The following is a 25,593-nucleotide window of genomic DNA, read 5'->3' as shown; positions in this document are numbered from 1 at the left end:
CTGCGACGCAGACTCTTTCACGGTCGGGTCGAGCGCCGGATCGATGTCGATCGTGCTGCGCAGCGGACGATTCGGAAGCCACATGGTCGCGAGGAAGGCGACGACCGCTGCCCCGGCGGCGATGAGGAAGATCCGGCCGGTCGCATCGCCGTAGGAGGCGCGCACGATCGTCGCTATCGGTGCGGGTAGGCCGTGCAGGTTCAGATTGCTGCCGCCGGAGGAACTGGTTGTCACACCGATCTTCGCGAAACCCTCTGTCGACAGCTCGCTCACACGGGTAGCCAGGACCGACCCCAGCACCGAGACACCGATCGCGCCACCGAACGTGCGGAAGAACGCGACGCTGCTCGATGCCGCGCCGATATTGTGCACGCTCACGGTGTTCTGCACGGCCAGCACCAGGTTCTGCATCATCATGCCGACACCGAGCCCGACAACGGCGATGTAGGTGCCGACCAACCACAGGTTGGTGGCGTGATCGATCGTCGAGAGCAGCCCGAACCCGACCACCAGCAGCGCACCGCCGGTGACGACGAACGACTTCCATTTCCCGAACCGGGTGATCAGCTGGCCCGAACCGGTCGACGCGACGAGCATGCCCGCGACCATCGGGATGGTCAGCACACCGGCCACCGTCGGTGAGTATCCGCGCGCGGTCTGGAAGTACTGGCCGAGGAAGGTGGTCGCTCCGAACATCCCGATTCCGACCGCGATCGAGGCGATGATCGCCAGACCGGTGGTGCGCTCGGTGACGATCGACAGCGGGATGATCGGCGACTTGGCTCGGGATTCGACCAGCAGGGTCGCGAGCAGCAGCACTACGCCCACGCCGACGTACAGGGCCGATTCGCGGGAGAACCACGCGTAGTAGTCCGCCTTCCCCGCGAACGACACCCAGATGAGCAGCACCGACACACCGGCCGTCATCAGGGCGGCGCCGAGCCAGTCGATCGACACCCCAGCCTTGCGTTCGGTCGGCAGCCGCAGGGTCCGCTGCAGCAGCACCAGGGCGATCACGGCCAGGGGCACACAGACGAAGAAGCACCAGCGCCAGCCGAGCGGACTGTCGACGATGACACCGCCGAGGATGGGTCCACCCGACATCGACACCGCCATCACCGCACCCATGTAGCCGGAATAGCGCCCGCGTTCACGCGGCGAGACGATGGAACCGATGATCGCGACGACGAGTGCGGTCAAGCCGCCCATGCCGATGCCCTGGATGACTCGTGCCGCCAACAGCATGGGTACATTGCCCGCGACGCCCGCGATCACCGAACCGATGACGAAGATGACGATGGCCGACTGGACCAGCAGCTTCTTGTTGAACAGATCGGCGAACTTGCCCCAGATCGGGGTGGACGCGGCGTTGGCCAGCAGTGCTGTGGTGATGACCCAGGCGTATGCGGTCTGCGACCCCTCCAGGTCGCCGATGATGGTGGGCAGCGCGGTCGCCACGATCGTGGTGCTGAGCAGTGCTGTGAACAGCGCCGCCAGCAGCCCGGTCATGGCTTCCAGGATTTGACGATGGGTCATCGCGACCGGGGCCCGCCGCGTCCCCGACTCGACTGGATCAGACATCCGCTTCCTGACTTTCTGTCGAAACCGGCCGACGCGCGCCCACCGCGGTGTGGGGCACGACTGCGGCCAGTGAATTCCTGAGTTTGCGAACGACCGAGGTGGCCTGTTCGGCTTCGTCCTCGCTCCAATCGGCGAGAGCGATCTGCAATCCCTGTGCTCGCGATATTCGGACTCGCCGCAGCAGATCGCGTCCTTCGTCGGTGATCTGGATGAGAGTGGCCCGGCCATCGCTGGGATCGGCGTGGCGGGCGATGTTGCCGGAGCGCACCAGCTCGGCAACATGCCTGCTCAGTGTCGACGGGCTGATACACAAGTCCACAGCGAGATCCACCTGCCGGCACGGACCCCTGGCCTCGAGCGAGCCCAGCACGCCGATGCCGCCTGGAAGCAGGTCCCCTTCGTCGGGATGGGAGAGGGCAGCGCGGATGGTCCGGCCCATGAAATAGAGCTCTCTGATCAGGCTCTGAGCCGTATCGGGTGACACTGCCATGACTACTCCCAGACGAGAATATTTACTTGCAGAATGCAACTATACATTACATTACTTGTGCTAATCAACTAGCTGGCATGGAGGCATGTGCGGCTTGGTGCGACGGCTGCGACAACAACGGCGGGAACGGCAGGCGAACCCGGTCGGGACGATCGGCGCCGACGCGCTCTACGGCCCTTCTGTGAGAAGTGGGCCGGTGCCGGGCGTGCGGCTTCCTCGGATATGCGACGACCGAGGGGCGATCGCGGTGGGCATCGGTGTGCCGGGAACTTCGAGGGCCGCCCGGTTCGCCCCGTCTCCGGATCGACGCTGTGAAGCGTTGGGGCAGAACATGATCAGTCAACGAGCGCGGGGGAGGGAATTCGGATGGCAACTGCGGCAACAGGACACGCAGATGATTGATGTCGATGTAGCATAACTGCTGAGCGGGGGGCTCGGATCTGATCCCGCAGTGGCTCCCTTGCTTGTCGCGAAACTGTTCTGCTGCCGTGAAATACACCAATTCGACAGGAGATCGCCATGCCAGAAGCTCGCCCGGACCGCCTGCGTCTACTTGCCCCCGATCAGGAAGCCGCCGCGTTCGCCGTCGTTGCCGATCTGCTCACCGGGAACGCGGCCGGCGTCCCCGACTACTTGGTCGATGACATCGCCGCCGTCCGCGGGCGGTGCCGGTTCGCTCAGGTCCAGATTCCCGGCTACGACGGCGATCTGCTCGACGCGATGGCCGCCTGGCCGACCAGCGGAGGCCCGCATCCGCTCGTCGTGCTTCCCGCCGGTTTGGACCCGGCGGGCTGGAAAATGTACTCCGGGGCGCTGATAAGGCTGCTCATGCGCGGCTACGCCGTCGTTGCCTATACCGAGCGCGGCTTGCCCGGTTCCGGTGGCGAGCTGACGGTGGCCGGTCCCGAAGACGTCGCGGACGGGTCGCTGGTGATCAGCTGGGCGCTCGATCACCCGGAAATCGAGGTAGACCCGGAGCGTATCGGCATGGCCGGCATCTCCTACGGCTCAGGCATCGGCCAGCTCGTCGCTCAGTCCGATCCGCGCGTGAAAGCGGTTGTCGCCCTGAGCACATGGGCTGACCTCGGCGAAGCGTTGTACGACAACGGGACCCGTCACATCCTCGCCGCTGAAGCGCTGGCCGCGATCAGTGAGAAGCCCAGCGCCGAACTGGTGAAGGTGCTCGAGGACTTCCGGACGAACACCGACATCGAAGGCGTGCTGAAGTACGCGCGACGGCGGTCACCCGCCCACATCCCGGATCAGCGCCGCCCCGTGCCGACCTTCTTCACCAGCTACTGGCACGAGACCATTTTTCCCCAGAACCAGCTGCTGAGCTACTTCGCCGAGTTCCCCGGCCCCAAGCGCCTGGATCTGGCAATCGGAGATCATGGGGCAGTGGAGATCCCGGGCTTGCTGCTCGGTGTGTACACCCGCACCACCGAGGCCGCATACGACTGGCTCGACCACTATCTCAACGGTGTCGACAACGGCATCGATGACGACGGTGCCGTGCACACCGAGACTATGCACAGCTTCACCGTCTCCTCCTTCGCCGGTGTGGAAGGCTGGTCATCCAATCCGATCCGCACCTACTATCTCGCCGCACCTGCGAGCGGATCCGGCGATGGTGCGCTGGTTCTCGACCCGCCATCGGAGTTCAGCCGGAATATCCGGTCCGGTGCCCCGAATGTCCGCGCCGTGAATCAACTGGTCCTGGATGGCTTCCGCGAGCGGTTGCTCATGCCCGTGCGTCACAAGCTCGCCGAGGTCGACCGATCCGCCGCAGCGGTGTGGACGAGCGCTCCGCTCCCGGCGCCGCACCACATCGCGGGCATCCCGCGAATTCGTGTGACGGTGACGCCCACCACCAAGACCGCCACCGTCGTCGCCTACCTCTTCGACCTGGACGTGGTCACCGGCAATCTGAAGATCATCACCCATGCCGCGACCACCGTGAGCAACGCCGTACCGGAACATCCCACCGCAGTCGAACTGCGCTTGCAGGCCACTGACTATCGGGTCCCCGCCGGCCACCGGCTTGCCGTCATCCTCGCCACCGAGGACCCCTTGTACGCCGGCGAGACCGAACCTGGCGCCGTGGTGACGCTGTCCGCCTTCCACGGTGCCGCGGGTATCGATATCCCTTTGGCTGACTGATACCACCGGTGACTGATTGCCCGGGACAGCGCGGTCTCCGGCAATCAGTCCGCCGCGGCCGACAGCCGGCTTCACATCACGCTGATGAGGAAACGCGTCAGAACCTCGACCAGGTCCTCGAGTTCGGCGGAGGTTCCCTCGACGCTCCACTGATGAACCAGCGCCATGAGCGCTCCGATGAAACCTGTTGCTGCGGCACGGAAACCGCCGGCGGGAACGAAGTCCGGGTCTCGCGCCTGCTTCAGTTCTGCCGTGAAGAACTGTACCCAGATCTCACGCTGGTCGACCCGATGCTTCTCGACATCGGCGCTCACGCCGACGATTTCGACGAAAGATACCCGCGCACGATGGGGGTTCATCCCGATCGATTCGGCGTAGGCACGCACAGCGATGCGCGCCCGCGCGGGCGCGTCCACCTCGCCGGCCTCGCTCAGCGCCTCGACCACCGCCCGGCGCGCATCAGTCTGAACCAGGTCGTAGACCGCCAGCAGTAGTTGCTCGCGGTTGCCGAAATGCTCATAGAACTGCGCGCGGGCCAAGCCAGCGGCCTTGCACACCATCGTGATGGATGCGCCTTGATATCCCTGCTCGCCGAACACGGCGAGACCGGCTGCGATGAACTGCTCCCGCCGTTCGGCCCGGCGATCCTCGACCGGGCGACCGTCGTAGATGCGTGGGGACCCGCTCGCAATCACGCCGTCAACTCTAGTGGCCCGAGCGCGGCCGGTTCGCGGCAGCCGATGGACAGTTCGGAAGAAGCCGATGATTCGGTGGTCCACTCCGAGCTGGCTCGACTATTTGACTCCGATCGGTTTGCCGAAGAACGACGCGATCGTCTCGCCGAAGATGGACGCGAACAGGGTCATTCCGTCCGGATTCAGGGCTAGCCAGCCCGCATCGGTGATGCTGCACCCCGGCTGAGCGGGAACTCCGTCGAGTCGATCCTTCAACCACAGCAGCGCCGGCGCGGCCCCGGAGATCTCCGTTGTGATGTGCTCGGCAAAGTGCTCGCGCGTGTATTGCACTGTCGCCGTGGGGTTTTCGCAGTACGTGTTCACCAACGTGTTCACCGGACCGACCGGGATGAGTTCGTCCGGGTTCGCGTTCCAGATATACATCGGCATGTCGGGAACAGACTTGCCCATGCGGGTCTTGTCCAGGGTCGCCATGACAACGGGGTCGCGCAGTGGGTCGCCGCCCGGGACGCGCAGCATGCCCGAGATATTCAGGAAGGGCACCAGCGCGGTGTTGTACTGCACGCACAGCCCGCCCTTTACCGTCGCCAGACCTTTGCCCAGCGGGTCGAGGTCGCGGTTCAACATCTCCGCGAACTCCGGATACTCACGCGAAAGGCCGAGTACCGCGGCGTAGATGATCCCGGCCCACGCCCCGTTGTTGCCGTTGCTGAGCACTGCGCCGAGATCGGCGGGAACACCGCCCTCGGCGGCACCCACGATATCGATCTCGGGTGCGTAGCTTTGTTTCAGCTCGGCCGCGTGGCCCGTGGCGATCGCGCCACCGGAGTATCCGTACATGCCGATGCGCGCGTCCGGCGTGACTCGTAGCGGCTCGAAACTCCGGGCGGCCCGAATGCCGTCGAGGGTGATGCGACCGGCCAGTGGCCCGGCCGCGTACGCGCTGTCGGGCCCCTGATGGTCGGGGATCACGACGGCCCAGCCCTGTTGCACCGCCGCTTGCGCGATCACGAACTCTGCCGGAGCGACGATCTGGCCGGCCAGAATGGCAGGCGACCATTGCTGCACGGCATAGGACGGCGCGCAATACCCGGCCAGCGAATCCTCGGCGATCTGCATCGACACCAGCTTCGACGGTGTCGAATTCCGCGGCTTGAGTACCGTCGCGACGGCCGGGACGGCCTCGTCGCGGCTGTTGTTCGACCGGTAGGACACCTGCCACGCATCGACATTGAGCGGGATGACCCCGACGTTGGCGACGTTCACCTGGCGCGCGGCGATGATCTCACCGGGTGCTTTCGCCGCAACGACGTCGGCGGCTGGTCGGTAAAAGGCGGGATCGAGCTCCGGCGGGGCCGGAATCGGAGTAGCGGGCTGAACCACAGTCGGCTCGGCCGTGCTGGGGGCAGCGCCGGCGATCATCGCGATTGCCATCGCCCCCGCCGCCAGCCCCATCAGACGGCGGCTAGCCGCTCCTGGACGAAAGTTCATCTTCCCCAACCTCTCGAGTGTGCCACTGCACTGACTCAGACGCTGTGTGTTCCAAGTCGCAGCGAAACATTAGACGTCATTGTCTATGTATGTCCAATCTCGATCAGTCACCGTTGGCCCACTGCTCACTGCGCTGGTAGCTGGATCATTTCGGTCTATACGCAATGAAATCGATGCGCTTGGGTGGCGAAGGCGATAGGTCTGAGTGTCTGGGTCAGTTGGTCATCAACGTTGCAACTCTGAGGCTGGATGGACCCATTCGTGGAGCCAACTGTGACTTGCCTCATCTCTCGCTGGATGGGTAATGTGCCCCACATCTTAGATATTCGCGTCCAACAATGATGCTGGGAGTGCTCGATATGGCCGCAGTGAACTGGCGCCCGCCGGTGAGAGACCGCCACAGCCGGACAAGGTGGCGGGTGCGGGCCCGTTCGCTCGCCTTCGCCGTGATGATGGTCGCGGGGACCGCCACGGTCGTCGCCGCGCCGGCCTCAGCACTGCCGTTCGACGGAGTCGTGCAGCCCGCGCCGCCGTTCGTGAGTTCACCGGCGATACCGGAGTTCGATTCCTTCTACCGCCCGCCCGCGGACGTCGTCGCAGCCAAACAGCCCGGCGAGATCATCGCCGCGCGGCAGGTGAACGTCGCGACCTACAACGTGCTACCGCTCAACGTCGATGCCTGGCAGCTGTCGTATCGGTCGAACAACAGTCGCGACGAACCGATAGGCGCTGTCGCGACGGTGCTGAAGCCGCGCGGAGAAGTGCCACGCGGGTCGCGCAACCTGCTCTCGTACCACATGGCCGAGGACTCGACGGGTAAGTACTGCGCCTCGTCGTATTCGATCCAGCAGTGGGCGCTGCCCGGCTTCCTCACCGGGCAGCTGGTCGCGCCGATCGGCTTCCTCGAGGTCCAGGTTGCGTTGCAACAGGGCTGGGCCGTGGTGGTGCCCGATCACCAGGGGCCGAACGCGGCCTTCGCGCACGGCCCCTTGGCCGGGCGGATCGCGCTCGACGGCATTCGCGCAGCCGAGAACTTCGCGCCGATGGGGCTGGACGGGGCGGCGACCAAGGTCGGGATGATGGGCTACTCCGGTGGTTCGGTCCCTACGATGTGGGCGGCCGAAATGCGCAAAACCTATGCTCCGGAATTGAATATCGTCGGCGCGGTCTCCGGCGGAACAGATGCCGACCTGGGCGAGCTGGTGAATCTGGCGAACAACAACGCGGCCTCCGGTCTGGTGTACGCGGGCATCATCGGCCTGGCGCATGAAGAGCCGGAGTTCGCCGCCTTCCTGCGTGAAACGAACAACCCGCTGGGGCAGGCGCTGTTGACCGCGAAGGATCAGCTGTGTGTGGGCTTTCAGGCGGCACTGTTCCCGTTCATGGATATCAAGGGGCTGTTCAATACACCCGGAGATCCCCTCGCGGCACCGGCTGCCCAGGCGGTGATCGAGCGCACCCGGATGGGTAAGAGCGTGCCGGACATGCCGGTGTTCCTGTACCAGGCGAACATGGATTGGCTGGTGCCCGTCGGGCCGGTCAACAAGCTCTACGGCACTTACTGTCAGGATCCGAACGCGCAGGTGACCTATACCCGTGATCACTTCAGCGAGCATCTGAGCCTGGAGGGCATCGGCCTGCCGAGCGCGATGATGTGGATGCGAGATCGCTTCGCCGGGGTGCCGGTCGAGAACGGTTGCCAACTCGATGAAGTCGGCTCCATGGCGCTGGACTCGCGCACATGGGGGGAGTGGGTCTCGATCATCGGCGGTGAGCTGGCGGCCTTCCTCGGTCAGCCCATCGGCACCCGCTGACGCCCGCTGTCGGGTCGACTCGTGGATCGCGACAGGCGACTCTATGCGACGGGCCTTGGGATCGGTGTCCAAGTACTGCAACGCTGCTGATCGCCATCAGTCCGAATCTGCTGGTGCCCCAGGGCGTTCCATAGAGAAACTATGTGGCCACCCACGCCCTTCGCGCGCCGGTCGGCATCACCTGACAGCCTCAGCTGAACGCGAACATCGTGGCGTGGGTGCGACATCGGCTGGCAAGGTGAGGCGCATGGAGAACTTACGGGATGCTGAGCGGCGGTTGCAGGCCGCGCAACTTGCCGGGGATGTGCAGGCGCTGGATCGTCTGCTCGATGACCGGTTGATCTTCACCTTCGGCGCAGACGTCTACACCAAGACCGATGACCTGGAGCTTCACCGCACCCGGATGCAGGTGGTGACGGCCATGGTCGAGGAAGAGCTGAACGTACTCACCGACGGGCGTACCGGGGTGACCTGGTTTCTCGGGACCATCGAGGGGGCCGTCAACGGCGAGCCTTTCGGAGCCAGGATGCGTTACACGCGTTCCTGGTTGCACGACGATACGCACGGCTGGCGGATCATCGCAGCACACGCCAGCACGACGGATTGATGGTCCTGTCGCCCGAATTCGTCCTGTGCGTCAGAGGGCGTCTGAAACTCGATCCGGCGTCGCGCGAAACAGAGCATCCACCAATGATGGTGCGCTTTTCAGTTGACCAGAATCGGTGCACCGTCGGACGGCACATTCGTGATGTTGCGGACCCGGCCCCGCGTCGTCGCGGCCGCGGGCAGGGACAGGACGTGGCGGCGCAGGATCTCTTGGAGCACCGCCGCGCCTTCCATCAGCGCGAAACCCGCCCCGATGCACCGGCGCACTCCGCCGCCGAACGGCAGCCAGGTATTCGGCGCCACGCTGCCGTCGAGGAAGCGGCCGGGCCGGAACACCGCGTCCGGGAAAGCCTCGGGGCGCTGGTGTGCGAGCAGGATCGAGGTCGCGACGACGGTTTCAGCGGGCAGGTCGTAGCCGCCGATCATCATGTCGCGGGTGAGCTTTCGCACGATCCCTCCGATGACCCAGTGGTAGCGCAGTGCTTCCTTCATCACCGCTTCGAGGTAAACGGTGTCGCCGTCGAGCGCGGCCTGGCGGGCGAGGTCCTGCTGTGCGGGGTTGGCGGCCAGTTCGCGTAGCGCCCATGACAGTGCGGCCGAGGTCGTCTCGTGCCCGGCGGCGAGCAGGGTGACCAACTGATCGCGGAGTTCGTCCGGGGTGAGCGGGGTGTCGTTGCCGCTGCCCGCTGACATCAGCCGCGACAGCACATCTGCGCCCGTGGCGTTGCTGCCGGTGCGGCGCTGCTCGATCTCGGCGTAGAGGTGGGCGTCCAGACTGGCCCGGTCGCGGTGGAACCGCTTCCAGGGGCCGCGGTTTTGTAGGGCCGGGTAGCGGGAACCGAGCAGGGTGAGCGGGGCGATGTCGGTAATCCGGCGCATGGGTGGACCGAGTAGGTCGCGGCGGCGCGGATCGGCGACACCGAGCACCACCTCGCCGATGACATCGAGGGTGATCCCGGTCATCGCGTCCAGGCCGCGGATCGTCGACCCAGCCCGCCAGGTCTCCACGTGGCCAGCGGCGATCTGCTCGATCATCTTGCGGTAACCGGTCAGAGCGGGCCCGGTGAAGGCGGGCATCAGCAGGCGGCGGGCCCGAGCGTGCTCGGCCTCGTCGGTGATGAGCACCGAATGATCGCCGAGCAGCGGACGCAGGATGCCGTTGCTCTCGCCGGCGTGCAGGTCGGTGGGGGAGGCGGCGAAGATCTCGCGGACGTGCTCGGGGCGAGTGAAGACAACCAGATGTCGGGCGTATGGCGGCACCATGCGCAGGGTGAAGGTGTCGCCGTAACGGAGAGCGGTGGCGGTCATGAACCGCTCCCGCGCTTGCACATACCGGATCGTCTGCGCGATCGCGGGTAGTCGGGGGCCGGGCGGGTACATGGCGACGGTCCTCTCCTAGACACCTCACTCCACGGTAACCCCGGGGGCTCGCGCCGGGCGTCGAACTGGAAGTCCGCGTGTTCGCGGCAGTGCGGCAGAACGGCGTTCTGTCTGAATTGTTAGTCTCCGTTGATGATTTCAGCACGGAAAGGTTTTCCGGCGCTGACGGGGGCCGCGTTGATCTGTTCGATGGTGGCGTGTTCCGGCGAGAACAGGGCCGCGATCTCGCCCAGCCCGTCAGCGCCGCGCACCAGCACGACGGCCGAACCGACGCAGACCGATGGCACATTGCCCGACGGCACCGACACCTACGGCTATCGCGATTCGTTCGCCCGATGTCAGGGCACGGAACGGCTGGTGCTGCTGGTCAGCCAGACCACTGGGCGTCCGGTGACCACCTTTCAGGGCAGCCGAGTGGGCGGCGACCAGCGATTCGTCGTGTGCGAGGACCAGGCTGGCACCCGGATCATGCGGGCGGCGGCGCCGGCGCTACGGCCGGACCCCTTCGACGGAGCCTTCTTCACTTTCACCGCCAATAGTCAGCAGTTCGTGGCCGATGGCATGAAGATCGACCTGGCGCGTGCGACGATCACCGTCACCGACGATCCGAAACACCCCGAATTCCGTGCGGTGACATGGACGGTGAACGAATACTGGTCTGCTGTCTACTAATTCGGCCCCTCGGCCCCTCGGCCGCGACCCGTGAACGTCGTCGCTGGTTCAGCGACTTTGATGATCGACGTCTGTGGTCCGGGGGCTATCGCGGTTTCGTCGCGAGAAGTTCTGGATTTCTAGGCATTCGTCACCGTCGCTAGTGCGCAGACCGTTCAAGTGGCGCTTTGCTACCTGGGTTCCAGGAAGGCTGTCCGCCGCGACAGCTCGGCCCGTAACTGCAGGAATCGGAATAGTCCTGGCCGGCCGGCGACGCCTTCGTAGCGGTCGACGACCTCGTCGATGAAGGCCGGGATGTCGGCGGGGGGAATGTGAGCTGTCCAGTCAGCGAACCCGACCGTGCACCACTGGGCGAAGGCCTCGCGTGAGCCGAAGTCCCATTCCCGGTCGGTCACGGAGTGTGCGGTGACCTCGAGGTCGGCACTCCCCGCGATCGAGGGCAGCGCGTCGGGGTCGATATGCACGAAGGGGCGCGCGAACCCGGCGAACGCTGTCGACCAGCGCACATCGTCGGTGACAGCCATCGCGACGTTCTCGATGCTCGGGCGAGGTCCAGCGCAGACATATTGCACGAGCACCCGTCCGCTGGGTTTCAGTGCCGCGGCGATGTGCCGGTAGGCCGTCTCCTGGTCGAGCACCCAGTGCAGTGCGTTGAACGAGACAACGAGGTCGAAGTCGCGGGGGAAGGTCATGGTCGTGACATCGCCGACTCCGAACTCGATGTTCGTGAGCTGGTCGTCGGCCGTGCGGGCGGCCTCGATCATCCGCGGCGACGGGTCGATGCCGAGCACGGAACCAGCGGGCACTCGCGCCGCGATCAGGCGAGTCACATAGCCGTCGCCACAACCCACGTCGAGGATGTGCTCGGCACCCGCGAGCGCCACGGACTCCACAGCGTCCGTCGCCAGCGCGCGCTGGAGTCCACTGATGTGGGCGTAGCCTGCGCCGTCCCAGTCGGCCATCTACGACCCGCCCTCGCCGAGATTCGAACTCGGCATCGGTCGACCGGATGTGTAGGACGCGAGTGGAATCACCGATCTGCGACTGACCGGGGGAGATCCCGCGATGCGCCTGGCATTCCCGGCCGCGACGACCACAATCGCCTCGCGGTGGTAGACGACATCGATGATTCAGCGCTGAAACCGGGCAGGCACATGATCAACCTCCTGAACAGTCTCCCCGGGTCATAGCAATTGACTCTTATAAGTTTGGCACAGTGACGACGAATACGACTACGAAGAAGGTGAAGGCCCCTACTTGGTGGTGGAGTGCATGCTCGGATCCCGGGATCGCACGGTCGCGAACGTCCGCATCTGCCGAATACCGTGCGTTCGGTCAACGGGTGTCGGTGGCTTCTGGCCGCCATGTTCCGCAGCCACAGTTCAGCTGGTTGTCCAGAGACGCAGTTTCTCCGGGTTGCGGATTGCCCAGATGCGGGTGATGCGGGTGCCGACGATATCGAAGGCGTAGACGGAGATGACGGCGTTGCGGAACTGGGCGACCAGGCCGGGCTGACCGTTTACTGTGCGCTCGAGCAGAGCTACCTGGGGGCCGCGGGTGGCGATTTCGATCCAGGCGCTGGCGATGTGTTCGCTGCCGGTGATCGGCTCGCGGAAGGCCGGAGCGAGACCGCCGCTGTCCGCGGTCGCGATTGCGGTCGGGTCGAGCAGTCCGATCAGGGCCTCCATATCGCTTGTTTCCCAAGCCCGTTTGAAGTCCCTGACCACATCGGCGCGCTGGGCGCTCGATGGGCGCTGCGAGGTATCGATGCGGCGGCGGGCGCTGGAGGCGAGCTGGCGGCATGCCGCGGGGGTGCGGCCGACGATGTCGACGATCTCGGCGAAGGAGTAGCGGAAGACGTCGTGCAGGACGAACGCCACTCGCTCGGCCGGTGTCATGGAATCGAGCACGACCAGGAAGGCCATGCCGATCGACTCGTCCAGGGTGACCCGGTCGGCGGGGTCTCCAGGCGCGGGACCACCCAACCACTCGGAGTGGTTGGGTATCGGCTCTGGAATCCACTCGCCCACATACTGTTCCCGCCTGGCACGCGCCGAGCCGAGCAGGTCGAGGCAGATGCGGCTGGCGACTGTCGTCAACCACGCACCAGGCGTCACCACGTCTTGCCGCTGTCGCTCGGAGAGCGCGTACCACCGCACGTAGGTCTCCTGCACCACATCCTCGGCTTCGGACAGCGAGCCGATCAGCCGGTAAGCGAGATTGATCAGCTGACGGCGTTCGTCGATCACCGCGCGCAGTTGCGGATCGGTCATGGCGTGCGGCTCCTCGTGTCGACGGCACTCACTTACCCGACGAAACAGCGACCCGATTTGTGAGGCCTGACATTTCGCCCGGCTACGTCGTCGGAAGGTAGTAACGCTTTCAGCAGAGCAGGAGTTCCAGAAATGACCAAGATCGGCATCATCCTCGGCAGCACCCGGTCGAACCGCAGTGGCCCCCAGATCGCCGAGTGGGTTCTGGATGCGGCATCGCGGCGTGGCGACGCCGAATTCGACCTGATCGACCTACGCGATCACCCGCTACCGCATCTGGACGAGCCCGCACCGCCGATGTTCGGCCCGTCGGCACACGCGCACACCCGCGCCTGGGCCGAGCGGATCGGCCCGTTCGACGGCTTCGTGATGGTGACCCCGGAGTACAACGGCGGCATCCCCGGAGTACTGAAGAACGCAATCGACCATCTGTTCGCGGAATGGACCGACAAGGCGGTCGGATTCGTCTCCTACGGGGTGAGCGGCGGCGCCCGTGCCGTGGCGCAACTGCGGGTGGTCTGCAGCGGGCTCGGTATGGCGGATGTGAGCCGCCCGGTAGAGATTTCCCTGCTCACCGATTTCGAGAACCACCTCACCTTCACACCGGGCGACCACCATGTCGCCGCCCTGAACAAAACGTTGGATCAGGTCATCGCCTGGAGCACTGCCCTCGCGCCGCTGCGGGCGATGCAGAGGCAGTTCTCGGGGAGTGAATCATGACCGCATCCAACGAGTTCCAGTCAGGCGCTGACCGCATCGAGGCGGATGAAGTCGAGATTCGGCGCCAAATCGACAAGGCGATCGAAGGAGTGCGAGCCAAGGATCTCGAGGTCCTGAAATTGCTGTACACAAGCGACATCGTGTCGTTCGACCTCGAGCCGCCGCACCGACACGTCGGGATGGCGGCGAAACTCGAGAACTGGGCGAGAGTGTTCCTGTTCTTCGAGAGTGCGACCTATGACGTGCGCGATCTGACGCTCAGTGTCGGCGATGGTGTGGCATTCGGGCACGCCTTCGCACGTCTGCACGGCACGCTGAAGAACGGCGAGGCAACGAGCGGTATATGGGTCCGGGTCACCTACGGAATGCGGAAGATCGCCGGCACCTGGTTGATCGCACACGACCAGGTCTCGGTGCCACTCGACATTGCGAGCGGCAAAGGCGTGGTCGACCTCGATCCGGGGGGCGCGGAACGCCCGTAGTGACCCGTCAGCGATCAGACTGTCCAGCACGAACTTCAGGCCGATTGCGAACGCGGTATCGGGTTTCTCGGGTTCGAGGACGCGGCGGGCGAGCATCCGATTCTCACCCGCCGCGCGGACCTCGCTGAGGTAGGCGCCCGACACTGCGCGGCCACTGTCCTCGGCTGTGCGTTGCGCGGTTCGGCGCGCCGTGCGGCTTGCTGGGTGCAGATGATCCGAAGGGCCGGATGTGCGGTGAGGACCGAGTTGTCGCCCCAGACGCACGCAACCGATGAAGGAACCGATCGGTCAGCCTCGCCGGGTCAGCGGCCGCTGCGCGGTTGACTCAACAGCGCGCGCCCGCGTTCCGGGGTGAGGCTGTAGGCCAGCACCGGGTCGGCGAGCAACGCGACCGGGGCGATGTGATCTGGCGTGCGGGGCTGCCAATGCGCCATCGCGACCTCGAGCGCATGCCACAGCGCTGCCGGGTCGGAGTGGTGTTGCGCGAGCGCATTTCGTACCGCGGTGTCGAATGCTTGGTTGCCGTAGGAGAGCTGGTAGCCGGGCCGCGCTACCCGTGCCCGGTGCCCGTCGATGGCACGTGTGATCTCGCCCCCGGGGTCGTTGACGATCTGGGCAACGTCGAGCGCGGAGGCATACCAGGGTTCTTTGTGTGCGTGTTGCAGGAACATGCACGGCATGAACTCGTCGGTGAACAGTGGACCGGTGAAGAATCCATCCGGAACGGGTGCCAGCGGTAGGACACGCGTAAGGATCCGGGAGGCATCGTAGGGGGAAGAGGTGCTGAGGAACATCTGGAGCTGGGTTTGTAAGACCGTGGCGCGTGACTGGCCGAAATGCTGGGCTTTCTCCAGGGCCGCCATGGCGGTGTCGATGTCCCCGGAAAGGGCTTCGCCTCGTGCCTGTTCGGCCACCAGATCCCAGTTGTCACGGGTTTTGCCCGCCGGCCGACGTATTTGATGAAGGCTTTGGTACTCCGATTCCATGAGGGCGGTGAACGAGGGATACCGCCGCGGGAACTCCCCCCAGGAAAACACGCTGTAGGCGGCCCATTCGCCGTTGTCGTCGCGGTCGGCCGGGTCGAGGAACAGGACTCCGACGTCGGCGTGCAGCGAGATCAGTAGTCCGCGGCTGAACGGGTTACCCGGCGCGTCGACTGGTGGTTCGGTGGTCAGGTCGGCCCAGGACTCCCAGGTTGGTTCGAGGTCACGCAGCCATCCCAGATTGGTGGTGTCCCGCATCTTCCGCACGAATTCCCCGGCATGGCGCCATCCATCGGTGGTCAGCAGGAAGCTGCGATAGGAGGGTGGCAACCGCAGGCCGAGGCGCTGCTCGACCGCGGCGATGTCGGCCTCGGTTGCGGGGGCGTACCCGAGCCAGCGCTGCTGCACCACCTCGGGATCCAATTCATCAGGATCTCTGCTGGCGATCCATTCCTCGCTCCACAGCTCCAACCACGGTCTCCAGTTCATTCCATCAACGCTACGACCAGCCGCCGACAAGTTCAGCCTGGATGCAGGCCGAGATCGTGGTGAGGAGAGGTACTGGCCCAGAGCGCCTTGAACTCTATATCCATCCTTAAATACAGAGTCGTAGCAATCCTGAGCTGCACCAAGGATATCAACGCCGAACTGCGGCGTAGGTCAATGCCTTTTCGGGCGGCCAGCGCGGTGTCGTGCACATGACCAGACGTCGGCGCGCTGATGTTGAACGCGAGTGAGCGGTCGAGGCGATCGCCGCTCGGCGCGATCGGGCCGACGATCGCCAGTTGGGGCGGTCGGCGCGAGCCAGTGCGCGGGATTGGGCGCCCGCGGTCACTGGCAATGATCGCGCGGTGGCCGCGTAGCCGGACCCGGTGGTCGACCTGGATTCGTTGTTGCGCGACAACCCGGATTCTGGCCGAGGAGTTCCACTACTCCCGTGAATGGACCTCCGAACACCAACGGGCTCACGCACCCAGCATTTGTAATATCCACAACAACAGGTCAGCCGAACTCGCCGGAACGCGGAGCTTCCGCAGTCTCGGCTCCGCACCCCACCACGCGCGTCCCGCTCGCCGTCACCGGCCCGAATCGGTGGTGCAACGACGCACACGACCGAGCCCGAGAAGAGCGCTGTCCGCTGCCCGAAAAGGAGTGGAGCCGAGCCACCACAGTGCGGTTGGATGACTACCTGCGGGTGCCGCCCCGCGGCCCGCGAACACGGATGACCGAGGAGTGGACGATGCCGATCGCCATGCTGCGAGGCGTGACTCTGGACTGCGCCGATCCCCGGGCTCTGGCCCGGTTTTACCAAGAGCTGACAGGCATGCAGCTCGGCTTTGACACTGACGAGTTCGTCGGCCTGACCGATGGTTCGGGCTGCGACCTGGGCTTCCAACGGGTCGAGGGATACCGGGCTCCGCGGTGGCCCGGTCAGGACGTGCCGCAGCAGCTCCACCTGGACCTCGGCGTCGAGGATCTCGACGCTGCGGAGAAGTCGGCGCTGAGGCTCGGCGCGGTCAGCCCGGACCACCAGCCGGGCGGCGACCGGTGGCGGGTGCTGCTGGATCCGGCCGGTCACCCGTTCTGCTTGGTCGCCGGCTGATCTTTGGAGTCCGCCGCGGACCAGTCCGGTCTGTGGGGGCCCAAGCCTGCGAGATCCGGCGGTAAGCGCTGTTGCTGAGCGGGTGAGACTCGAGATGCTCGCATCAGATGCAGGAATCCTTCACATTTGTGTGCTCCCCGCATGAGCGGGGATGAGCCCTCGGGTCGTGCCAGACGACGGCGGTGACCCGCGAGGATCCCGGATCATCGGGTGAGGACGTACCCGTCGTCTGGTCGGTGGTCACGGGAGCGGCGCAAGTCGGCGACGGCGAAAGTGCGTTGTACCCAGCGGTCCGTGCCGTCGTAGCGCGGCCGGAAGGCGGTGCGGCCGTGGACAGTGACCCGATTGTCGATAATGGCCAGGTCGCCCGGGGTGAGCACCGTGGTGCGGGCGACCGAATCGCAAGCTCGGCCGAATTCGATCAGCGCTGCCTCGGCGCGCGGCGTCAGCGCGGTGGTCGCGATCGTGGCCATCCTGATGTCGGGATCGTCGACTGCACCCGATAACAGTGGTTGCGGTGGGCGGACGGCGTTGTCGGTGGGGAACGACGGTGGGGGCGCGGTGATGAATTCTGGTGCGAACAGCGTTTCCCGGGCCGATTGGCTGAGCAAGGGCAGCGCTTGACGCAGACAAGCGGTCCGCAGACCTGCGATCCGGTCGTGGTCGCCGCGGAGGCACAGCAGCAGCACGTAGTCGGGTTCGTGCAGGTGGAAGGCGTTCTCGTTGTGGAAGGTCAGCAACACCGAACCGGCGTTTCCGGAGAAGGATTCCCTGCCCCGCACGGGGACGACGTCCTGGACGAGGGCGCCGGATTTTTCAGCCAGATATGCGGTCGGGTCGCCGAGCCCGCAGGCGATCATGGTGAGGACGGCAGCGGAGACGACTGCCGCACGCTGCACAGAATCCGCTGTCGAAGGAGTGTCGGGCAGTCTCATCTCGTCGACCGGCAGGCCGTGGATGACCAACGATCCGCGCAGTCCGGAATGTCGCCGGAACTGCCGAACGCCGCGCCGCAGCGACAGCGGTAGCGCATCCCAGGAGTTCCGGGCGCGCGCGACCCAGGTTGGGTCGTCCACCCGGTCCTGCTCGCCCCCGCACAGTGCCTGCGCGAGGCGGTCGATCTCCGTGGTCTCCGTCGGGGGCAACTCGAGGTCTGCGATATCGACGGTCTCCGCGATTTCATGCATCGACGCTCTCCGTTCAGTACGTCAGCAGCAGGGCAAGTGTTCGTCTGCTCAGCCATTCCGCAGGGCTGACACGGCGTTGGCGATGTAGTGATCGCCGAACCGGATCAGCGGTGCGTACTGGGCGGCCCGCCGATGGCGCATCAGCCGGAGCTCGCCGACGGCGTTGTCCGGGCCGGTGGGCAACTGCGCGATGGAACGGCGAAGGCGCACCATCGAATAGGCGAGTGTGACGTGACGTTCGCTGTCGACGAGGTCCGCTTCGAGCAGGGCATCACGGGCGGCGGCAAGTTCGGGATCGCGGGCAGCGAGCGCATCGTAGGAATCCGGAACCACGGTGAGTAGATCCTTCATCGCGCTGCGAAAAGTTTTGTAGCCGCGATGCTGTCGGCCACTCAACGGGGTCGACACCTCCGGGGGCTGCATGCTGGGGCGAACGGCGGCCATGTAGTAGTCCACCGGGATCGTGCTGGCATGGATCATCGCCGCTGGGAAGCCACGCACATACGTGGTCGCGTGTTCGAGCCGCTCCAGCGCGGCGTCGGCCGCGCCGTGGCGGAGATGGTGGGCGGCATCGGTCACCGCGACCGCCGCGCAGATATTGAACAGGACGTGGACCTGGTGCCCGACGAGCCACCGCGCCGTCCACTCGCTCTCCAACGAAATGTTCTCAGCTACAGCGGGAACGGGGAACGGTTCGGTCGCCTCGTCGGTCTCCGCGGCGCCGGTCAGGTCGAGCGCAGCCTGCCGCATCCCCGCGACTTCCATCGCCAAGTCCGCACCCGACAGCGGGGCCCTGCACAGGTCCGCCACACCGCGATGGATGACCAGAACACCGTGCAGCGCCGCCTGTTGATCGGACAACTCCACCTCACGGACCCGGAAGAACGACTGGCTCACCGACTCCGCGGGCAGATCCTCACCAACGATCGGCAGGGTCTGCGAGGTCAGAGCCTCGACCAGCTCGCCGACAGCGGCCACCCCCTGCCGCAACGCTGCGGTGCGCTCGACCGGACCGGAGTGGGTCGGTACCTGTGCCAGCACGGCCGCGGCCCGCGTCGCCGCGGACCGGACCGCAGCGCTCAAGCACGCGATGGTTCCCCCGTCGGGCACCGTCCGGAACACAGCTACTGGCGGGCGCTGGATGGCAACCGGGGTATCCATCTGTCGAGAATATCCGCGGTCGTACCCCTTCGGTCAGCATTCGAAGAACTGAATCCTGTTGACTCCGAGTATCTTTCGAGCCCTCGCGGTCGCGACTGGCGGCGATCACCCCGACCTGATCGCCGCCGACGCCGCGCGCACTCATGACGCCGCGGCCGCGACCCCCGGCATCACGCCCGCGCCCACTCCGAAGTATTGGAGGCATTCCATACCTGGTGCGGCACAGTTGGTCTGGCGTCGCTCTCGGCCGCCGTCGAGCGGTATATCGCCCTCGGCGCCGTGCGCAAAGACCATTCGGCGTCGCCGCTGGCGGTGTGGATCGCCGCGATCGCTGACAAGCACCACGACGCGGGCCATCTCGACCCGACCACCGGCGCGAAAGTCCGCGAGGTCCTGGCCGGAGTTCGTACCACCCAAGCCCTGGCCGGGCGTGAAATCGACCAGGCGCCACCGGCCGATCACCCGGTCGTGATCGCGGGCGATGACCACCGCCCTCGCCGCCGCGGTGACCTTGCTGGAACAGGTCGCCCCCGCCGCGACATCGCGATGATCCTCACTGGCTTCTCCATGCTCGGCCGACACAGCCAAATCGCCGCTCTCGCAGCGCTATCACGGCACGCCAGTGGTCGAGGACGACCTGTCGCCGTCCTTCATCACCGGGCACGCCGCGATGGTTCATATCTTGTCACCCGGCCGATCGGCAACGGCTCTCAAAGGCGTGTTGGCTGCTCCGCGACCTTCCCGCAGGCGAAGGACGAAGTGGCGTATGACTTGTTCAGTGCGTCGTTCTTCGAGACGAACCCCGATTCGCGAATCATCCTGTTAGCCACTGTCGGCGGTGATCGACGGCTTGGTCGAGTATCGACTGGGCGACGGCGGTGAATGAAGTAGTCACTCGACGACATTTGCCCACCGTTCGACCACATCACTGGAACACACCGCCGATAGCTCCGGCTGCTGATCAAAGGTCAGCTGAACAACGCTGATCTGGGTGCTGTGCTACCCACCGGGCTCACCCCGAATTCTGCAAGATCTCACCCGGGACACGATCGACAACTGTTGCGGTGCAATGTTTGAACCATGAGTGCGGGGTAGTCGACAGAGTAGTGCAGCGTTGCGCCTCCCTGACGTCGACATCGAAGGAAAGACTTCATGAGCACACGCAACACCGTGACGACCCTGCTCGCGCAACTGCGCGTTATCCGCGAGTTGACGGAGACCGAAATCCGAATCGCCGAGACTCGAATCGCACAGGCTCGCACTGAGGCTGTACGCCGTGAGCTGGCTGAGAACGCCCACAACGCCCGCGCTCGCGCGGAAGCCATCGAGGCCGCGATCCGTGAACTGGGCGGCGCGCCGGAGCGGATCGGCCCGTTCATCGGAAGGGCTGCCGCCGCAGTCAAGGCGATCGGCGAACAAGCCCAGCCGTTCGACGAAGCTTTGCTGGGAGACCTCGTCCTCGAACATCAGCTGCTCGACCGCGCCCGCTACGTCAAAGCACTCGCGACCACCGTTCAGAACGCCGATGTAGTAGCAGTGGCGCAGCGGTTGATCACCGCCCATACGGCCACCGTCACATGGTTGACGACCGTACTCGCCGAGGACGCGCTCGGCGGGCCCGCGGCTTTGCGCCGAACACCGATTCAGGCGGTTACGGGGACCGCGGTGAAGCTGATCAATATCCCTGTTACGTGGTCTGCTCGCAGCATCGACCGCGCGTTGGACACATTCCGTGCTGCCCCGCCCGCACTGGGCGAGTTGCTCGCCAGGGGTGCGCACGCGGGCGATGTCGCCGTGAAGACGCTCGCGGCCTCGCGCGATGCTGTTCTCGAAACCACTGAGCAGGTCTCGCGGCGTGAAGGCGCGGATTCCACCGCCGAGGCAACGCATTCACTGCGCACCGCCACCGGCCTTCTCGATCCCAGAGAGCTGCCCATCAGTGGCTATGACGACTTGAATGTCGCCCAGGCGGTGGCAGCGGTCAAGGAACTCGCCGATCCCGCCGCAGTCCGGATGATCCTCGCCTACGAGGAGGCGCACAAGGCGCGCCAGGGTGTCGTTTCGGCCGCGCAGACGCGTGTCTCGTCGATCGCCCGAGAAGTGAGTGGGCTGAACTGAGAAGTCCCCTGACAGCCACCGTCGGTGCCGCCGACGGCCGTGGCGCCGACGGCCGGTTGAGCCGTCGGACTGCCACGGCGGGTGGCGTTGGTCCGCGGCCGCCACGTCCTCGGCGGCCCTGACGGCGGCGGTGGGAATTGATGGGAGAACATGTTTCGCGTCGGCCTGGATCGTCCACCCTGCACGCCGCCGGGGCTTCCACTGGGCGGTCGCGGCCCGGCTCGCCCGCTTGGTGATGCCCACGACTTTGTAGGTCCCCACAGGCCTCGCCTGACCGGACCAGGGTTGTACCGCATGTCGCGCGCGTGGAAGCAGATCTGCGGCGTCGACGGACGAAGTCCGGCGCGGTGTGAACAGGCGTGAGCGCTATTGGGCAGCCTCGATGCCGGGCGGGATGACGAAGGGTTTCAATCTGCCGCAGCGCCTGACGGATCGAACCGAAAGTGTTCGACAATCCGTGGATCCCCGGTGGGGGTATTGGTAAGGCACCAGGTGTCGAAGTCCTCGCGGCGGTAACGGGCATCGGCCGGAACAAGGCGTATTTGGGGCCGCTCGTCCGTCCACCAGATGGGGAAGTCTGTGGTGGTGTCTTGGGCGGGTCATCTACGCCGATCTGTTCGATGACGATCTGGACGCCGTGGCCGAACGGCGGGAACAGAGTGCGTCCAAAGTGCGGCCAAACGCCGGATTCAAGGCGGTGGCCAGCGCGTGAAAGAGGCTCTGACCAGGGCCAGAGCCTTTCTCATTGAGCCCATGTCAGGATTGAGCTGACGACCTTTCGCTATAAGCCGAGTACTCGACCAATGAGCTGAGGAGGGGTGTCAGCCCGACATTTTGTCGAGGACCGTGCGGGACCTAGATCAAGGCCGGGTGCAGGCGTGGTCGCGATTGAACGAGCCGGCGCTTCCGGTACCGGTGGGGAGGTTGCGGGTGGCGTCTGCGTATGCCTCCCCTGGGGTCGCCCCTTTACCGAAGCCCACGATCGGGAACCCTGCGACGATCGCGAGCGGACTCGTCACGACTGCACCGCAGCCGTTCGCGAACGTCACCACCATCCGGCAGTCGATGATGCCTTGACCCTTGCACGCTCGGTCGGCGGCTTGAATGGCGTCGGCCTCCGTCGGGTGGTTGACCGAAAACGCGTAGACGTTGCCCCACACGCTGAGGGAAACGGCGCCCCAGTTGGCCGGGTCGGCGGCGGCGGGCGGTGCCGCGAGGACGGCAGCGGCGCTCACCGAGAGCGTGGCGGCCGCAATGGACTTGTTGAACATGTGGTGTGTGCTTCCTCTGCGCGCCGACCAGGTGCGGCGATCGCATGGAAGATACCGCAGCGCATGGACGTGAGGTCGCCCCAAAAGTCTTGGGGTCGCGGCAAAGACCGTCACGAACTGCGGCGTTCGTGACGGATCTGCCGAAGCCGATCCTGCCGGGTCGACCTGCCGATGGCAGGGAGTGGAGAGGATGGGTTGTTGCCTGCCACCGCGCAGCGATCTGGCTCGGGGAGAGAGTGCGATGGTCGGTGCGGTCGGCGAGCTCAGGTGATGGTGACGCCGCCGTCGACAGCGATGGTCTGCCCCGTGACGTAGCCGCCGGCGGCAGAGGCGAGCCATACCGCGGTTGCCGCGATTTCCTCGCCGTGGCCGTACCGTCCGAGAACGACCCGGGGCATCAGGGACGCGGCGTAGCCGTCGTCGTAGGTGTCGGTCATCTCGCTACGGAAGAACCCGGGGGCCAGCGCGTTGACGCGAATTCCCTTGCGGGATCCCCATTGCTGGGCCAGATCGCGGGTCAGTCCGATGATGGCGGCCTTGCTGGCGCTGTAGGCGGCCTGTGGCAAGCCCGCGGTGGTGAGTCCGAGAATGCTCGAGATGTTGATGATCGAGCCGCCGGCCGGCATGACGCGGCCGCAAGCTTGCGCCATCCAGTAGGAGCCGTGGAGGTTGACGTCGATGACCGCGCGGAACTGGTCGGGGGTCTCCCGGGTCGCCGGGTGGGCGGAGGCGACGCCGGCGTTGTTGATCAGGACATCGACGCGCCCGAACTCCGAGATGGCCGCATCGACGACTGCCTGGCACTGTTCGGGTACCGAGACGTCGGCGGGAACGACGACAGCTCGTCGACCGGCCGCGCGCACGGATTCCGCTGTCTCGGTGAGCTTGTCGGCACGGCGGGCCGCGAGAACGAGGTCGGCGCCCGCCTCGGCGAACCCCTGAGCGAACGACACTCCGAGTCCGGACGATGCGCCCGTGACGATGACGACCTTGCCGGTCATGTCGAACATTTCGAGTAGGGACATCGAGTTCTCCTGGGACATTGTCGAGGTGGTGCGGTGAACGAGGCTCACAGCCAGGTCGGGTCGGTATCGAGGGTGGTTCGGTCGAGCTGCGCCAGCAGTGTCAGCTGCGCGGCGACCTTGGGCAGTTCATACCGGAAGAAGTACTGCGCCGCGACGCGTTTGCCGTCGTAGAAGGCCCCGTCCCGGTTGCCGACAGCGAGCAGTTGGTCGAGCCAGATCCAGGCGATCACGATGTGCCCGGCGGCTTCGAGGTAGATGCTCGCGTTGGCCAGCGAGGCGGCGCGGTCGTCGACCGACCAGATCTGTGCGGTGACCGCGACCAGTTGGTTCAGCGCCTTGCCCAGATCATCGGCGTAGGTGGACAGCGCCGGCGCGGTGGAGGCGCGGTCGATGGTGTCGCTGATGGTGTCGGAGAGCAGGGCCAGGCCCGCACCGTCGTGCATCGTGACCTTGCGGCCCAGCAGATCCAGGCCCTGGATACCGTGCGTCCCTTCGTGAATGGGATTCAGCCGGTTGTCGCGGTAGTGCTGCTCGACATCGAACTCTGTGGTGTAGCCATAGCCGCCGTGGACCTGGATTGCGAGACTGTTCGCTTCCAGGCACCACTGTGACGGCCAGCTTTTCGCGATGGGAGTGAGGACATCGAGGAGAAGGTTCGCTCGATCGCGATCGGGCCCGGTCGTTGTGGCGGCTTCGTCGACGAGTTTGCTGCAGTAGAGCCCGAGCGCCAGTGCGCCTTCGACGTAGGACTTCTGGGCCAAGAGCATCCGTTTGACGTCGGTGTGTTCGATGATGGCGACGGGCTTGCTGTCCGCGGCCGAGGCAGCGTCATCGATCGCTCGACCCTGGACGCGAGTGCGGGCGTACTCCAAGGAGTCGAGGTAGCCGGCGTACCCCAGCGCTGTGGCCAGCAGTCCCACACCGATGCGGGCTTCGTTCATCATGTGGAACATGTAGGACAACCCACGGTGCTCGGTGCCGACGAGGTAGCCGACCGCGCCGGATTCCGGAGTGGGGTCGAAGGTTCCGTCTCCGAAGTTGAGCAGTGCGTTCGTGGTGGCGCGGTTGCCCATCTTGTGGTTGAGGCCGACCAGCGCGACGTCGTTGCGCGTCCCATCGGAGAGATACTTGGGCACGATGAACAGCGAAATGCCCTTCACCCCAGCGCCGCCACCGGGGACTTTGGCCAAGACCAGGTGAACGATGTTGTCGGTCAGCTCGTGGTCACCGCCCGAGATCCACATCTTGGTGCCGGTGATCCGATAGGTGCCGTCCGGCATCGCGACGGCCTTGGTGGTGATGTCGGCCAGTGACGACCCGGCCTGCGGCTCGGACAGACACATCGTGCCGGTGAAACGACCGTCGAGCATCGGCCGGACCCAGGTATCGATCTGCTCGGCGGTGCCGTACTCCGCCAGCAGACTCGCATTGGCGGCAGTGAGGAAATAGTAGGACGACATCGCCGCGTTGGTGGCTTGGAACCAGGTCATCGCCGCGCGGTTGACGACAGTCGGCAATTGCATGCCACCCAAAGCTTCGTCGAACGACCCCGCAATGAGGCCTGCGCTGCGGAACTGCTCGAGGCCGTCGCTGATCTCGCTCGGCAGTACCACCTGGCCCGCTGCACCGATGTACGGCGGGTTCCTGTCGCCCTTTTTGTTGACCGGCGCGAAACATTTCTGGGCGATGTTCGCGCTCAAATCCAGTACCGCGTCGAACGTCTCGCGTGAGTGGTCTGAAAAGCGTTCGCGACTGGTCAGTGAGTCGACCTCGAGCCACTCGTAGAGCAGGAACTCCAGATCGCGGCGGGACATGGGTGTGGACATGACATTTCCTCAGTGTGTGCCGGACGGGACAGGGTGAGGTCACCTAGTCGCGGTG

General features: G+C 65.5%; 22 protein-coding genes and 1 pseudogene. 9 read left to right on the top strand and 14 right to left on the bottom strand.

What is annotated here, in order from left to right:
- Positions 1 to 24: 24 nt before the first annotated feature.
- Positions 25 to 1,536: pseudogene (locus ACWFRF_RS05480) on the bottom strand (MDR family MFS transporter); the annotation flags it as partial.
- Positions 1,537 to 1,573: 37 nt separating this feature from the next.
- On the bottom strand, positions 1,574 to 2,071 hold the full coding sequence (locus ACWFRF_RS05475) for a MarR family winged helix-turn-helix transcriptional regulator (RefSeq protein WP_379314091.1): 498 nt from the start codon (positions 2,069 to 2,071) through the stop codon (positions 1,574 to 1,576).
- Between the two features lie 519 nt (positions 2,072 to 2,590).
- Between ACWFRF_RS05475 and ACWFRF_RS05470 the strand changes: the two genes are divergently transcribed.
- The gene (locus ACWFRF_RS05470; protein WP_452449026.1) at positions 2,591 to 4,231 is read left to right on the top strand and encodes a CocE/NonD family hydrolase; all 1,641 of its coding nucleotides are present in this window, start codon (positions 2,591 to 2,593) and stop codon (positions 4,229 to 4,231) included.
- Positions 4,232 to 4,302: 71 nt separating this feature from the next.
- Here ACWFRF_RS05470 and ACWFRF_RS05465 read toward each other — a convergent pair whose 3' ends face one another.
- Positions 4,303 to 5,010, bottom strand: coding sequence for a TetR/AcrR family transcriptional regulator (locus tag ACWFRF_RS05465; protein ID WP_452449025.1), 708 nt, complete (start codon positions 5,008 to 5,010; stop codon positions 4,303 to 4,305).
- A gap of 15 nt (positions 5,011 to 5,025) precedes the next feature.
- A complete protein-coding gene (locus ACWFRF_RS05460; RefSeq protein WP_452449024.1) occupies positions 5,026 to 6,360 on the bottom strand; it encodes a lipase family protein in 1,335 nt (444 codons plus the stop codon).
- A gap of 506 nt (positions 6,361 to 6,866) precedes the next feature.
- Here ACWFRF_RS05460 and ACWFRF_RS05455 point away from each other — a divergent pair.
- Entirely contained in the window at positions 6,867 to 8,231 is a 1,365-nt protein-coding gene (locus ACWFRF_RS05455; RefSeq protein ID WP_379314070.1) for a lipase family protein, read from the top strand.
- A 214-nt stretch (positions 8,232 to 8,445) separates the two neighbouring features.
- On the top strand, positions 8,446 to 8,838 hold the full coding sequence (locus ACWFRF_RS05450) for a nuclear transport factor 2 family protein (protein WP_379314066.1): 393 nt from the start codon (positions 8,446 to 8,448) through the stop codon (positions 8,836 to 8,838).
- 98 nt (positions 8,839 to 8,936) lie between these two features.
- On the opposite strand, the gene ACWFRF_RS05445 is transcribed toward ACWFRF_RS05450, so the two are convergent.
- Positions 8,937 to 10,217 carry a cytochrome P450 gene (locus tag ACWFRF_RS05445; protein ID WP_379314067.1) on the bottom strand — a complete coding sequence of 427 codons (1,281 nt, stop codon included), beginning with the start codon at positions 10,215 to 10,217 and terminating at the stop codon, positions 8,937 to 8,939.
- A gap of 119 nt (positions 10,218 to 10,336) precedes the next feature.
- Complete coding sequence (locus tag ACWFRF_RS05440; RefSeq protein ID WP_379314068.1) at positions 10,337 to 10,525, bottom strand: hypothetical protein; 189 nt, start codon at positions 10,523 to 10,525, stop codon at positions 10,337 to 10,339.
- A 49-nt stretch (positions 10,526 to 10,574) separates the two neighbouring features.
- On the opposite strand from ACWFRF_RS05440, the gene ACWFRF_RS05435 reads away from it, so the two are divergent.
- A complete protein-coding gene (locus tag ACWFRF_RS05435) occupies positions 10,575 to 10,889 on the top strand; it encodes a hypothetical protein (protein ID WP_379314069.1) in 315 nt (104 codons plus the stop codon).
- Positions 10,890 to 11,059: 170 nt separating this feature from the next.
- Here ACWFRF_RS05435 and ACWFRF_RS05430 read toward each other — a convergent pair whose 3' ends face one another.
- Together ACWFRF_RS05430 and sigJ are read right to left on the bottom strand one after the other, a co-directional pair.
- The gene (locus tag ACWFRF_RS05430) at positions 11,060 to 11,851 is read right to left on the bottom strand and encodes a class I SAM-dependent methyltransferase (RefSeq protein ID WP_452449022.1); all 792 of its coding nucleotides are present in this window, start codon (positions 11,849 to 11,851) and stop codon (positions 11,060 to 11,062) included.
- Between the two features lie 420 nt (positions 11,852 to 12,271).
- Positions 12,272 to 13,162, bottom strand: a complete 891-nt coding sequence (gene sigJ, locus ACWFRF_RS05425) for an RNA polymerase sigma factor SigJ (protein WP_379318536.1) — start codon at positions 13,160 to 13,162, stop codon at positions 12,272 to 12,274.
- Between the two features lie 132 nt (positions 13,163 to 13,294).
- On the opposite strand from sigJ, the gene ACWFRF_RS05420 reads away from it, so the two are divergent.
- Together ACWFRF_RS05420 and ACWFRF_RS05415 are read left to right on the top strand one after the other, a co-directional pair.
- Positions 13,295 to 13,882 (top strand): NADPH-dependent FMN reductase, encoded by a 588-nt coding sequence (locus ACWFRF_RS05420; RefSeq protein WP_378987436.1) that lies wholly within the window; start codon positions 13,295 to 13,297, stop codon positions 13,880 to 13,882.
- Positions 13,879 to 14,364 carry a YybH family protein gene (locus tag ACWFRF_RS05415; RefSeq protein ID WP_379317783.1) on the top strand — a complete coding sequence of 162 codons (486 nt, stop codon included), beginning with the start codon at positions 13,879 to 13,881 and terminating at the stop codon, positions 14,362 to 14,364. The genes ACWFRF_RS05420 and ACWFRF_RS05415 overlap by 4 nt, the downstream gene beginning before the upstream one ends.
- A gap of 302 nt (positions 14,365 to 14,666) precedes the next feature.
- On the opposite strand, the gene ACWFRF_RS05410 is transcribed toward ACWFRF_RS05415, so the two are convergent.
- Complete coding sequence (locus ACWFRF_RS05410; protein ID WP_452449020.1) at positions 14,667 to 15,866, bottom strand: SMI1/KNR4 family protein; 1,200 nt, start codon at positions 15,864 to 15,866, stop codon at positions 14,667 to 14,669.
- Positions 15,867 to 16,587: 721 nt separating this feature from the next.
- Here ACWFRF_RS05410 and ACWFRF_RS05405 point away from each other — a divergent pair.
- Positions 16,588 to 16,950, top strand: coding sequence for a VOC family protein (locus ACWFRF_RS05405; RefSeq protein WP_452449019.1), 363 nt, complete (start codon positions 16,588 to 16,590; stop codon positions 16,948 to 16,950).
- Positions 16,951 to 17,153: 203 nt separating this feature from the next.
- Here the strand turns inward: ACWFRF_RS05405 and ACWFRF_RS05400 are convergent, their stop codons facing one another.
- The gene (locus ACWFRF_RS05400) at positions 17,154 to 18,137 is read right to left on the bottom strand and encodes a TauD/TfdA family dioxygenase (protein WP_452449018.1); all 984 of its coding nucleotides are present in this window, start codon (positions 18,135 to 18,137) and stop codon (positions 17,154 to 17,156) included.
- A 48-nt stretch (positions 18,138 to 18,185) separates the two neighbouring features.
- Positions 18,186 to 19,298, bottom strand: coding sequence for a hypothetical protein (locus ACWFRF_RS05395; RefSeq protein ID WP_452449017.1), 1,113 nt, complete (start codon positions 19,296 to 19,298; stop codon positions 18,186 to 18,188).
- Between the two features lie 195 nt (positions 19,299 to 19,493).
- Between ACWFRF_RS05395 and ACWFRF_RS05390 the strand changes: the two genes are divergently transcribed.
- A complete protein-coding gene (locus ACWFRF_RS05390) occupies positions 19,494 to 20,180 on the top strand; it encodes a hypothetical protein (protein ID WP_379317270.1) in 687 nt (228 codons plus the stop codon).
- A 270-nt stretch (positions 20,181 to 20,450) separates the two neighbouring features.
- Positions 20,451 to 21,416 (top strand): ferritin-like domain-containing protein, encoded by a 966-nt coding sequence (locus tag ACWFRF_RS05385; RefSeq protein ID WP_452449016.1) that lies wholly within the window; start codon positions 20,451 to 20,453, stop codon positions 21,414 to 21,416.
- Between the two features lie 860 nt (positions 21,417 to 22,276).
- Here the strand turns inward: ACWFRF_RS05385 and ACWFRF_RS05380 are convergent.
- From ACWFRF_RS05380 to ACWFRF_RS05370, 3 genes are all read right to left on the bottom strand, one after another.
- Positions 22,277 to 22,687, bottom strand: coding sequence for a DUF4189 domain-containing protein (locus tag ACWFRF_RS05380; RefSeq protein WP_379314085.1), 411 nt, complete (start codon positions 22,685 to 22,687; stop codon positions 22,277 to 22,279).
- Positions 22,688 to 22,950: 263 nt separating this feature from the next.
- Positions 22,951 to 23,712 carry an SDR family NAD(P)-dependent oxidoreductase gene (locus tag ACWFRF_RS05375; protein ID WP_452449015.1) on the bottom strand — a complete coding sequence of 254 codons (762 nt, stop codon included), beginning with the start codon at positions 23,710 to 23,712 and terminating at the stop codon, positions 22,951 to 22,953.
- Between the two features lie 44 nt (positions 23,713 to 23,756).
- Positions 23,757 to 25,538, bottom strand: coding sequence for an acyl-CoA dehydrogenase (locus ACWFRF_RS05370; protein WP_452449014.1), 1,782 nt, complete (start codon positions 25,536 to 25,538; stop codon positions 23,757 to 23,759).
- Positions 25,539 to 25,593 lie beyond the last annotated feature (55 nt).

The organism is Nocardia sp. NPDC055165 (assembly GCF_053606985.1).
Note: the sequence above shows the minus strand (reverse complement) of the source record. Positions and strands in the feature narration are given on the sequence as shown.

Bases quoted from the DNA above. Each gene is read 5' to 3' on its own strand.
- ACWFRF_RS05475 (WP_379314091.1), bottom strand. From the start codon at position 2,071: ATGGCAGTGTCACCCGATACGGCTCAGAGCCTGATCAGAGAGCTCTAT.
- sigJ (WP_379318536.1), bottom strand. From the start codon at position 13,162: ATGACCGATCCGCAACTGCGCGCGGTGATCGACGAACGCCGTCAGCTG.
- ACWFRF_RS05460 (WP_452449024.1), bottom strand. From the start codon at position 6,360: ATGGCAATCGCGATGATCGCCGGCGCTGCCCCCAGCACGGCCGAGCCG.
- ACWFRF_RS05430 (WP_452449022.1), bottom strand. From the start codon at position 11,851: ATGGCCGACTGGGACGGCGCAGGCTACGCCCACATCAGTGGACTCCAG.
- ACWFRF_RS05380 (WP_379314085.1), bottom strand. From the start codon at position 22,687: ATGTTCAACAAGTCCATTGCGGCCGCCACGCTCTCGGTGAGCGCCGCT.
- ACWFRF_RS05370 (WP_452449014.1), bottom strand. From the start codon at position 25,538: ATGTCCACACCCATGTCCCGCCGCGATCTGGAGTTCCTGCTCTACGAG.
- ACWFRF_RS05395 (WP_452449017.1), bottom strand. From the start codon at position 19,298: ATGGATACCCCGGTTGCCATCCAGCGCCCGCCAGTAGCTGTGTTCCGG.
- ACWFRF_RS05405 (WP_452449019.1), top strand. From the start codon at position 16,588: ATGCCGATCGCCATGCTGCGAGGCGTGACTCTGGACTGCGCCGATCCC.
- ACWFRF_RS05375 (WP_452449015.1), bottom strand. From the start codon at position 23,712: ATGTCCCTACTCGAAATGTTCGACATGACCGGCAAGGTCGTCATCGTC.
- ACWFRF_RS05400 (WP_452449018.1), bottom strand. From the start codon at position 18,137: ATGCATGAAATCGCGGAGACCGTCGATATCGCAGACCTCGAGTTGCCC.
- ACWFRF_RS05445 (WP_379314067.1), bottom strand. From the start codon at position 10,217: ATGTACCCGCCCGGCCCCCGACTACCCGCGATCGCGCAGACGATCCGG.
- ACWFRF_RS05470 (WP_452449026.1), top strand. From the start codon at position 2,591: ATGCCAGAAGCTCGCCCGGACCGCCTGCGTCTACTTGCCCCCGATCAG.
- ACWFRF_RS05415 (WP_379317783.1), top strand. From the start codon at position 13,879: ATGACCGCATCCAACGAGTTCCAGTCAGGCGCTGACCGCATCGAGGCG.
- ACWFRF_RS05420 (WP_378987436.1), top strand. From the start codon at position 13,295: ATGACCAAGATCGGCATCATCCTCGGCAGCACCCGGTCGAACCGCAGT.
- ACWFRF_RS05455 (WP_379314070.1), top strand. From the start codon at position 6,867: ATGATGGTCGCGGGGACCGCCACGGTCGTCGCCGCGCCGGCCTCAGCA.
- ACWFRF_RS05385 (WP_452449016.1), top strand. From the start codon at position 20,451: ATGAGCACACGCAACACCGTGACGACCCTGCTCGCGCAACTGCGCGTT.